Annotated in this window: 8 protein-coding genes; 4 read left to right on the forward strand and 4 right to left on the reverse strand. The window is 61.0% G+C overall.

Annotated elements, in window-relative coordinates:
- The first annotated feature begins 73 nt into the window (after positions 1–73).
- The 4 genes from ACMGE0_RS08970 to ACMGE0_RS08985 are packed head-to-tail and all read left to right on the forward strand — an operon-like array spanning position 74 to position 3,828.
- The gene (locus ACMGE0_RS08970; RefSeq protein WP_436815491.1) at positions 74–1,222 is read left to right on the forward strand and encodes an MraY family glycosyltransferase; all 1,149 of its coding nucleotides are present in this window, start codon (positions 74–76) and stop codon (positions 1,220–1,222) included.
- Entirely contained in the window at positions 1,219–1,944 is a 726-nt protein-coding gene (locus tag ACMGE0_RS08975; protein ID WP_436815492.1) for a YdcF family protein, read from the forward strand. The genes ACMGE0_RS08970 and ACMGE0_RS08975 overlap by 4 nt, the downstream gene beginning before the upstream one ends.
- Positions 1,941–3,215 (forward strand): hypothetical protein, encoded by a 1,275-nt coding sequence (locus tag ACMGE0_RS08980; protein ID WP_436815493.1) that lies wholly within the window; start codon positions 1,941–1,943, stop codon positions 3,213–3,215. The genes ACMGE0_RS08975 and ACMGE0_RS08980 overlap by 4 nt, the downstream gene beginning before the upstream one ends.
- 4 nt (positions 3,216–3,219) lie before the next feature.
- Positions 3,220–3,828: an LbetaH domain-containing protein gene (locus tag ACMGE0_RS08985; protein WP_436815494.1), complete on the forward strand. Its 609-nt coding sequence runs from the start codon at positions 3,220–3,222 to the stop codon at positions 3,826–3,828.
- Here ACMGE0_RS08985 and ACMGE0_RS08990 read toward each other — a convergent pair.
- The 4 genes from ACMGE0_RS08990 to ACMGE0_RS09005 form a co-directional block, all read right to left on the reverse strand.
- Entirely contained in the window at positions 3,753–4,967 is a 1,215-nt protein-coding gene (locus ACMGE0_RS08990; RefSeq protein ID WP_436815495.1) for a glycosyltransferase, read from the reverse strand. The genes ACMGE0_RS08985 and ACMGE0_RS08990 overlap by 76 nt on opposite strands.
- Positions 4,967–6,256, reverse strand: coding sequence for a glycosyltransferase family 4 protein (locus ACMGE0_RS08995; RefSeq protein WP_436815496.1), 1,290 nt, complete (start codon positions 6,254–6,256; stop codon positions 4,967–4,969). Before ACMGE0_RS08995 ends, ACMGE0_RS08990 begins: the two co-directional genes overlap by 1 nt.
- The gene (locus ACMGE0_RS09000; protein WP_436815497.1) at positions 6,253–7,509 is read right to left on the reverse strand and encodes a glycosyltransferase family 4 protein; all 1,257 of its coding nucleotides are present in this window, start codon (positions 7,507–7,509) and stop codon (positions 6,253–6,255) included. The genes ACMGE0_RS08995 and ACMGE0_RS09000 overlap by 4 nt, the downstream gene beginning before the upstream one ends.
- 223 nt (positions 7,510–7,732) lie before the next feature.
- Positions 7,733–8,398: an SGNH/GDSL hydrolase family protein gene (locus ACMGE0_RS09005; protein ID WP_436815498.1), complete on the reverse strand. Its 666-nt coding sequence runs from the start codon at positions 8,396–8,398 to the stop codon at positions 7,733–7,735.
- Positions 8,399–8,681: the final 283 nt, after the last annotated feature.

Below are 8,681 nucleotides of genomic sequence, written 5' to 3' on the forward strand. Positions count from 1 at the left end.
AGGTTTCCTAGGATCATCGCGAGGTCGGAGCGCGGTTGACCGGCCGTGTCACTCCGCTGCAAGGGGGCTCAGGATGTCCGGACTGTTCGCCAACACCATCGCCACATTCGTATTGGGCGTTTCATTGGTGGCCATTTTGCGAAATCTGGCCGTGACCTTTCAGCTTGTCGATCGACCGGACGCCGTCAGGAAACGTCATAAGGGCGCGATCCCTCTCTGCGGAGGGATCGCGATATTTACCGCTTTTGCCGCGGTTTCCTTCGTTGGAGGAGGGCCCGATCTGTTCGGATTGAATTTCTGGCTGGGCCTGCTGGTCATCACCTTGATCGGCGTCGTGGACGACCGCATGCCCCTTCCTGCCGTCGGCCGTCTCATCATGCAGTTGGCGATGGCCGTCACCTTCGTCGGAGGCACAGATATCGGCTCGCTGTCGCTGGGCGTTCTGCTTTCGGGGGACGGCCCGCTGCTGCTGCCGCTGTTTTACGTCATCGGCGTCCTGTTCGTGACGGGGCTCGTGAATTCGTGGAACATGCTCGACGGGGTCGATGGATTGGCAGGCGGCGTGGCGGCGGTCGCCCTGATCTGGTTGATGATCATTGCAGGATCGGCGGAAATGACGGAGTTCATTCCCTCGCTCGAGACGCTTTTCATATGCCTTTGTGCGTTTCTGGTCTTCAATATGAGAAGTCCTTGGCGTACCCGCGCCAGCGTGTTCCTGGGAGACGCGGGCAGCACCGCTCTCGGAGCAACCATTGCTTACGTCATCCTTCTCCTGGCGACCAAAAGCAGCGTCGTTTCCTTTCCTGCGCTGCTGTGGGTGGTGATCGTTCCGGTCGTCGATACGTTGAGCCTGATCGTCCGCCGGTTCCTCGCCCATCGCAGTCCGATGTCGGCCGACCGTTGGCATCTCCATCATCTGCTGCTGGACCACGGCCTGACGCCGGCTGCGACAACCAACACCCTGTTGGTGGTGTCGGCGGTCTGCGGCGGTATCGGATATGTCGGAATTCTGTCGAATGTGCCCGGAGAGATAATGGCGATCGGGCTGATCGTGCCGATCGCCATCCACACGTCGTTCGTACTTGCCGCTACCGGCTATCTGACAAGGGCGCGGCTCAACCGCGCCGGATCGAGATTGCGTTCAAACGATGCGGAGGCGCTGGGCGGCGCCTCGAGCACGGCAGTTTTCAAGAGGGTCGGCGATGCCGATCTTGAAAGATGACGGACCCGATGAAGCTCCGCCCCTTGCGAGAGAAGCTTTCCAGATCGCCGGCCGGAGCGCATGCGCCGGCATTTCGGACGTTCGAAAAGATAGCCCAAAATGCCGGAAAAGCGGCACGCATCCTTCTCTATATGGGTGCGGCGATCGTCAGTGTCGTCGGACTTTACGGCATTGCGCTGATTTCCGCGGAATCCCTGCTGATCCGGCGGGACGTTCCCGCAGACGCGGACATCATCGTCGTGCTGGGAGGCGATGGACCGCCACGGGCGGCGCGAGCGGCAGCGCTATGGCACGAGGGCAGGGCGCGACGGGTGCTTGTCACGGGGCGCGGGGACTGCAACTTCATCCGGCGGATCCTGATCGAGATGAGGGTTCCCAGCGCTGCGATCGTCACGGAATGCCGGTCTGCGAGTACCTGGGAAAACGCTGCGTTCTCGCAACCCATACTGGCCGGCATGCAGATACGCCGCGCAATCCTGGTGACAAGCTGGTTTCACTCCGGGCGCGCCGTAAAGCGCTTCCGCTCAGTGATGCCGGAGATTCAATGGATGTCTGTGCCGGCTGAAAGGGAGGAGTCCTACTGGAGGCTCGCTTTCGATCCGGATGGCATCCAGATCTTCAAGGAATATCCGAAAATCATGGCCTACGACATAAGAAGCAGAATCTCCGAAATGGCCCTTCTGAACCTACTGCGGCCGATCAGCATAGGTGCCGGGCAATGAACGTCTTCCTCGTCTTTTGCCTGCTCGGCGCCGTGCTCCTGCTCCTCGGCTGGGGAATGTGGCGTCCCGAGAGGATCTACGAGTTCCCCTTTCTTACGGGCGTCATCTCCTTCGTCTTCATCCTCCCGCAGGTTCCCGGCCTGGCGGTGGACAGTTTCCTGCCGGAGGCCGCTTTCGCCAGAACCGCTGTTTTCATGATGCTGTGCCTCTTCATGTGTTGGTGGGGATGGAGTGCGAAAGCAAAGCCGCTCGGGTTCTTCCGCATCGACTTCGACGAGGGGCGCCTTCTGATCGTCGCGGTTCTTTTGTCGATTGCCGGCGCCTATTTCTATTATGAGCTCAGCCGCCTGCCGGGAGATATCACCATCGCAGTGCAGATGACGGGTATTCCGGTCGTCTACATATTCTTCTCCCGCCTGCTGAGCTACGGCCTGGCGATCGCCGCGCTCTGTCTTGCGCGGCGCTTTTCCTGGTGGGCCCTCCTCATCCTGGCTTTCGATCTCGTCTTCTATCTCGATCGCATCGTGATCACCGGCAAACGTGCGGAGGCGATCGAGCTGGTCATGATCTTCGCCCTTGCCTGGTGGTTCTACAGAGGCCTGACAATCCCGCGAACCCTGATCATCGTCGCCCTCTTCCTTGGAACGCTGCTGATGAACAGCATGGGCGAATATCGTTCGATAACCAAGGCGAACTCCGCGCCGGTCTGGGACGAGATCAAGAGGATCGACGTGGCGGGCAATCTCTCGAAAGTCCTGAGAGATGGCGGCGACGAGATGCGCAATGCCGTTCTCCGGATCAACAACACGGCGACGTCCATGGAGTTCGATTACGGAAAATTTCACTGGAACCGGCTGGTATTCAGCTTCGTGCCTGCCCAGCTCGTGGGCGCTGAGGTCAAGCAGTCCTTCATGTTGCCGATGCCGCCGGTGGCGCGGGACTATGACCCGATTACCGGCACGACCGAAACGGGCATGACGGATGCCTTCGAGTCCTTCTGGTATCTTGGCGCCTTCAAGTTCTTCCTTCTCGCCTATGTCGTCCGCCGCATCTGGGTCACGGCAAATCGCGGGGAGTTCGCCGCGCAGTTCACCTATGTGCTCTCGATCATACCCTCCATCCACGCGATTTCCCACCAGACCGACTGGGTGCTGATGGTCTGGGTGCACATGCTGATGTTTGCCGCACCGGCTTTGGCCTTGGCAATCATTCCGTCCCGCCGCCGCAGCCGGTACGGGATGAATCCTTCTTCGTTTGCGGCGGGAGGATAGGGTCATGCTGTCCAGATACGAGGATCCGGCCTTCAAACATGCGACCACGCCCTTACCCCGTTTCGGGGGGCCGACATTCGCTCTGCGTTTCCGTCTGAAGCGCCTGATCTGGATGACGGTCTGGTCTCTTCTTGCCTCATGGACGCCGCCGCCATTGCGGCGCTGGCGCAATTTCCTGCTCCGGGCGTTCGGCGCACGGATCGACGCCACCGCAACCGTTCATGCCAAGGCGCTGGTCTGGTGGCCGGGACATCTGGTCATGGAGCGCTATGCCTCGATGGGACCGGGCGTGATCTGCTACAATGTCGATACGATCACGATCCGCGAATTCGCTTCCGTCTCCCAGCGTTCGCATCTGTGCACCGGCTCGCACGACATTCAGGACAGCGCGTTTCCGCTGACGACCCGCCCAATCACGATAGCGGCGAATGCCTGGGTTGCGGCGGAAGCTTTCGTGGGTCCCGGTGTCGTGATCGGGGAGGGGGCCGTTCTGGGGGCCAGGGGCGTTGCCGCGAAATCACTCGAGCCATGGACGGTCTATGTCGGTAATCCGGCAAGATCAGTCGGCCGCCGGCGGTCCGAGGCGGCAGCCTCCAACGCGCTCGAGCGATAGTTTTGGATGGTCTTGTCGGCGATCGCCGGCCAGGTGAACTTTTCCAGGACCAGCCGCCGTCCGTTCTGACCCATGGAATGCGCCCGAATGCGATCTTTCAGGATCGCCATCAAGGCTTCCGCGACCTTCGCCGGATCAAGCGGGACGATGATACCGGCGTCGGCCGCGGCGACTTCCGGAAAATGACATTGATGCGTGATCACGACCGGGGTGCCGCAGGCAAGAGCTTCGGTGATGGCCATGCTGAAACCTTCCTGCCGGCTCGGCAAGCAGAAACAGGCGGCATCGACCATCGCTTCGATCTTCACCTTGCCGTAGAGGGGACCTGTAAGATGTACTCTTTCCTCGATGCCGAGCTGTTCGACAAGCGATATGAAATCGCCTTCCGCTCCCCCCGGCGGGCCCGCAACGACCAGATCGACATCGGGATGCATCTCACGGATCTCGGCGAAAGCCTTGGCCAGTATGTCCAGGCCCTTCTTGAAGTGCAGGCGGGACAGGAACAGCACGTAACGCCGGTCCGGCGGAAGGGCGATTCTTGAACGGAAAAGCCCTGGAGGCGGAAGGGGATCAAATTCCTCCGCGAATACGCCATTGGGAATGATACAGTTCTGCGCCTTGAACTCGAGCGTTTTGACCGCTTTGACCTCATCGACATTCAAGAGGTGAAGGAAGGCTGCATCGTTCAACATCCTTTTGTAGCAAAGGCTTAGAGCGACTTTCTTCTTCCATGATTTCTGCTGAAGGCTCCAGTGGTCGAGCATTCCGGCGGGGCAGACGCAATAGGGGATTTTCTCCACCCTCGCCATCTTTGAGGCGTATAGGAGGAACGGTTCCCAGACGCCGTGAATGTGCACGAACGACGCCTGCTTCAGCACATCGCGAAGCATCTGCCGGCCCCTGAAGCAAAAGAGCGCTTCCATCGTGTCGGCATCCGGGAGGATATGCCACTGGATTCCGGAAAAACCGGGTATGCTTCGCCCGATCTCCATCACCTGCATATTCACCGCGGCATTTCCGTAGGTGACGATGTGGACGTCGAGACCCAAAGCGCTTTGCGCGGCGGCAATGCGCATCGCGACGGCCTGCAGGCCGCCGTTTTTCGGATCGATCGATGCGATCACATGCACGATCTTCATCAGAGAATCTGCCGTCGGATTTGTGTTTCAGGAAATGTGTAGATCTTGGCCGGAGCGCCCGACCGGCTCGTGTTCGAGCTCGACAGAGCCGTCAGCAACCGCTTCCCGTAAGCTTCCACCGTGAAATCGGCAGCACGACCCAAGGCGTTGGCGGACATCGATCTGCGCAGCCCGTCGTTGGCGGCGAGGCGTTCTACCGCCAGGGCGATAGCCTCCGCATCGCAAACGGGCACGATGAAACCGTCGATGCCGTCGCGCACCACCGTACCGGTGTTTTCCGTAGTGATGACCGGCAGCCCGGCGGCGAGCGCTTCATAAACCGCGGTCGCCGATCCTTCGCAAAGCGACGGCAGGAGGAAGACGTCGGCCCAGCGAAATTCCTCGGCGATCTGGGTTCGCGGAACGATGCCCCGGAAGTCCACCCATTGCGAAATCTCCTGCCGGACGTCATCGGAAATGCTGAGGCGTCCCGCCATGCGAAATGTCGCGGCACCGCCTACGAGCTTTGCTGCTTCGGCAACATAGGGAGAGCCTTTGCGTATGCCGACCTCGCCGACGGTGAGAACCCTGAGAGGACCGGGCGAGCGGCTCTTCCGGTCGATCGTGAAAGCCGGATTGACGCCATAGGGCACCACGATGCAGCGCTCCCCGGGACCTCCGCAGGCAATGACATGCTGTCGGACGAAATCCGAAGGACAGACGATATAATCCGCCAGGGCCCATTCCGCCTTTTCCCGATTGGCGAATACGCGGGCGTGCGGATTATGACGCGGCAGGCCCGCCCAGGCCGGAAAGCGTTGCATCTCCCGGTCCATGAGCATTTCCACCACGTCGCGCGGCGCGATCATCTGTTCGACTGCCGCCCACAGTCCCCGTCTTTTGGCTGCGTGCATCTGTTCGAGAGCGTCGCCGCTGAAGGCATACAGTCCCGACGCATCGTGAAATCCGCTTTGCGCGACCATCCGCGAGAAGATCGAGCCTGCCCATACCGCGTGAGCTGTCTCCTCGATCACATCCTTGACCTGCATCCGGCGTAGCGCCGAGCGAAGCCCGAAGCTGGAAAAGACCGTCGTAAGCTCTCCCGGCACACCCTTGGGGCGCCGGCCGGCAAGGCGCTTGACCGGCGCGGGAAAGAGAGCCGGCGGCAAGGAACCGACGACCCGCGGCCAGCCCTTCGTCGCGCAGATATCGGTGTAGAAATGGGCGAGCCGCCCGTGAGCGGCGAAAATTCTTGGCACGGCATAATGCATGCGGGCGCCAAGCTGGCTGACGACGACCTTTCCGTTCATGGCGAGATACCTTGGGCGAGGGGGGAAACGGACGGAGCGGCGTTCCGAAGCCGCGCAATCAGCGTGCACCAGGCATCGACGGCCTTCTCGCGTGAATACTCCGTCGTGAGGAGCTGGCGCGCCCTGTGCCCCATTTCCGCGCAGATTTCGGGATTGTCCCTCATCTCGCATATGGTCGTCACGAGGTCGTCGACCGCTCCGATCGGAACGCTCTTTCCACACCCGGTCGCGGCGAGCACGCGCGGCACTTCGCCGTCCGGGTCTCCGATGAAGATCGTGGGACGGCCGGCGGCGAGAATGCCGTAGAACTTGCTGGGAATGATGCAATGCTCAAGCTCGGGCAGCAGCGACACGAGATGCACATCGGCAGCGCTCAGGCTTTCGGATAGGTTCGCGATCGGCTGCAGCGGCTTGAAGATGACGTTGTCCAGGTCGAGCCGCCGCGCCGTTTCCATGACCGCTGCATGCTGATGCCCGCCTCCAATCAGAAGAAAGCGGATATCGGCGCGGTCCTTCAACCGCTGGGCGGCTTTGATGATCGTCTGGAATTCGTGAGCCCTTCCAAAATTGCCGGAATAACCGACGACGAAGGCATCGTTCAGTCCCCATTGGGTCCGCAGGTTATTCTGGTCGGGCGGCACCGGATAGATTTCCTCCTGATCCGACCAGTGATGCATCACGGTCAGCTGGCTTCGCGGCAGCCCCTGTTGCTCGAGATATGCCGCCATCTTGCCCGTCGGGCAGACAGCTATTCCCGGCGCCTTCAGCGACCAGTTGCGCGCCTTCTGGGCCAATCGCGCGGGCAGCCGCCAGTGCCGGAAATAACCGAGTTCGACCGCCGTTTCCGGAAACAGGTCCATGATCCAGTTCACCATCGTGGCGCCCTTCAGCCGCAAAGCGATCGCACTCGTCACCGACAGGAACGGGGGGTCGGTGCACACAATGGCCATGTCCTCCGCCGAAACATTCCGCAGAAGCCAGAAGAACGCGAAGAGGTGAAAGCAGAGATAGTCGATCGCACGGCCTATCACCGTGTGCCGGCCGAAACGGGGTGAGGTGAGGCGCTTCACCCGCACGCCGGCGGCGACCTCTTCCGCAGGCAGGATGACGTTGCGCTGGTTATGGATTTCGCGGCTGACCAAGGCCGTCACGCTGAACCCGCGCTGAACCAGGGCCAGAGCGATCGACGTGGTCATGCGGCTGGTTGCCGACTGATCCGGGAAGAAATAGCGGTTTACCAAAATAAGCTTCATGCCATCTCCCCGTGCCGTGCCGGCTCAACGCGGCAATCTTGGCAAGGCGGAGTAAGACCGCAAGCTGATCGAAGGTGATAGAGCGGGCTCGATCATACCTATTGCGATCAGCCTGAGGGTATCGGCACCTTAGCCTTCCGTTCGCCAGGTCAATCCCTGCTGCGCATCGGTTGAGCCGTGACGGGATTCTTGAGGTGATGAACGCCGCAAAGCCAGGGACGGGTTACGGCTGCCGTTCCGCTTTGAGAAACGCTTCGGAAATCACATGATGCCCTGCGTCGTTCGGATGGGTGAAATCGGGTGAGGCAAGCGCCCCGTCGCCCTGCGACTTCATCTGCTCGTAGACCGGAGCGTAGTGAATATGGAGGGTGGCGGCCAGTTTCCGAACCGCTTCCACATAGTCTTCAAAGCCTTGCCTGGTCTGGCCGGTGAAGCCGGCGCTGCCGATCGAAAAGCCCGCATCGGGGATATAGGGCGGGCTGCCGATCGCGATCCGTTCGGCATGGCCTGCGGCGACAAGAGCCTGCAGGAGCCTGGCATAGTCGCGGACAAAGCCGGCGACGTTCATCGTCTCGGGCGCGGCCGTGTAGCGCGCATCGTTGTAGCCGTAGAGGATGAGGATCGCGTCTCGATGTGGCGCGTCAAGAAGCGTGCGGGCAAAGCGGCTCATGCCGTTGTCCGGCCTTGGCTTTCCGTCGGCAAGGCGCGAACCCTGCAGGACCGTGCCCGGAATCGCATGATTGCGGATCGGAAAGCCGTCTGTCGCCGCTGCGAACAAGGCCGGCCAGGCGAGGTGGGGCTGGCTGGCATTGAAGCCGGCGGTGATGCTGTCGCCGAACACCCGGATGCCTGGAATCCCCAGGGTTTTCAGATGCTGTTCGAATGTCATGGGGCTTTTCTGCATTTTCTTTCTTGACATGGAGTGGTGCGATCTTGTTAATACGTATTAGCAGCTAATACGCATTAGCAGTCAAGGGGAGATCGGGAGGACATCGCGTGGCAGGCCCCAGACGCTTGACGCAGCACGACATCGCCAAACAGGCCGCCGCCCGCGGCTGCGGGCTGTCTCTGCCGGGTGACTTTTCCGCTGTGGTGCTCGGCAGCCATATCCGCGCCGAGCGCAGCCATGTGCAGTTCGCCTCCTTCAGCATTCCCCGCGAGGAGATGGGCCG

The sequence above is a fragment of the Neorhizobium descurainiae genome, from assembly GCF_051400715.1.
Classification (GTDB): domain Bacteria; phylum Pseudomonadota; class Alphaproteobacteria; order Rhizobiales; family Rhizobiaceae; genus Neorhizobium.

Coding starts and splice junctions, on each gene's coding strand:
- ACMGE0_RS08970 (WP_436815491.1), top strand. CDS start 74: ATGTCCGGACTGTTCGCCAACACCATCGCCACATTCGTATTGGGCGTT.
- ACMGE0_RS08975 (WP_436815492.1), top strand. CDS start 1,219: ATGACGGACCCGATGAAGCTCCGCCCCTTGCGAGAGAAGCTTTCCAGA.
- ACMGE0_RS08980 (WP_436815493.1), top strand. CDS start 1,941: ATGAACGTCTTCCTCGTCTTTTGCCTGCTCGGCGCCGTGCTCCTGCTC.
- ACMGE0_RS08985 (WP_436815494.1), top strand. CDS start 3,220: ATGCTGTCCAGATACGAGGATCCGGCCTTCAAACATGCGACCACGCCC.
- ACMGE0_RS08990 (WP_436815495.1), bottom strand. CDS start 4,967: ATGAAGATCGTGCATGTGATCGCATCGATCGATCCGAAAAACGGCGGC.
- ACMGE0_RS08995 (WP_436815496.1), bottom strand. CDS start 6,256: ATGAACGGAAAGGTCGTCGTCAGCCAGCTTGGCGCCCGCATGCATTAT.
- ACMGE0_RS09000 (WP_436815497.1), bottom strand. CDS start 7,509: ATGAAGCTTATTTTGGTAAACCGCTATTTCTTCCCGGATCAGTCGGCA.
- ACMGE0_RS09005 (WP_436815498.1), bottom strand. CDS start 8,398: ATGACATTCGAACAGCATCTGAAAACCCTGGGGATTCCAGGCATCCGG.